Origin of the sequence: Christiangramia aestuarii, from assembly GCF_009735585.1 — a bacterium.
In the GTDB taxonomy this organism is placed as follows: domain Bacteria; phylum Bacteroidota; class Bacteroidia; order Flavobacteriales; family Flavobacteriaceae; genus Christiangramia; species Christiangramia aestuarii.
On sequence record NZ_VJVW01000040.1, the window covers coordinates 1 to 561 of the forward strand.

The following is a 561-nucleotide window of genomic DNA, read 5'->3' on the forward strand; positions in this document are numbered from 1 at the left end:
CGACATCTGGGGCAAGAGCAACCCGGACCTGGGCAGCGTGATGAACCAGGTGCGCAACATGATGCTGGTCACCGTCTGGGTGTTCATCGGCATCGAGGGCGCGAGCATCTTCTCCTCCCGCGCGGAAAAACGTTCCGACGTCGGCAAGGCCACCGTGATCGGCTTCATCACCGTCCTGCTCCTGCTGGTGCTGGTCAACGTGCTGTCCATGGGCGTGATGACCCAGCCGGAACTGGCCAAGCTGCAGAACCCGTCGATGGCGCTGGTACTCGAGCATGTGGTCGGCCACTGGGGCGCCGTGCTGATCAGCGTCGGCCTGCTGATCTCGCTGCTGGGCGCGCTGCTCTCCTGGGTGCTGCTGTGCGCCGAGATCATGTTCGCCGCCGCCAAGGACCACACCATGCCGGAGTTCCTGCGCCGCGAGAACGCCAACCAGGTGCCGGCCAACGCCCTGTGGCTGACCAACATCTGCGTACAGGTGTTCCTGGTGGTGGTGTTCTTCACCTCGGGCGACCCGGACGGAATGGACCCGTACACCAAGATGCTGCTCCTGGCCACCTC

Annotated in this window: 1 protein-coding gene; it reads left to right on the forward strand. The window is 64.5% G+C overall.

Annotated features, from left to right (window positions below; translation table 11 throughout):
- Window positions 1-561, forward strand: a 561-nt coding sequence (locus FLP08_RS16820) for an amino acid permease (protein WP_156278081.1), incomplete at both ends; no start/stop codon positions are given.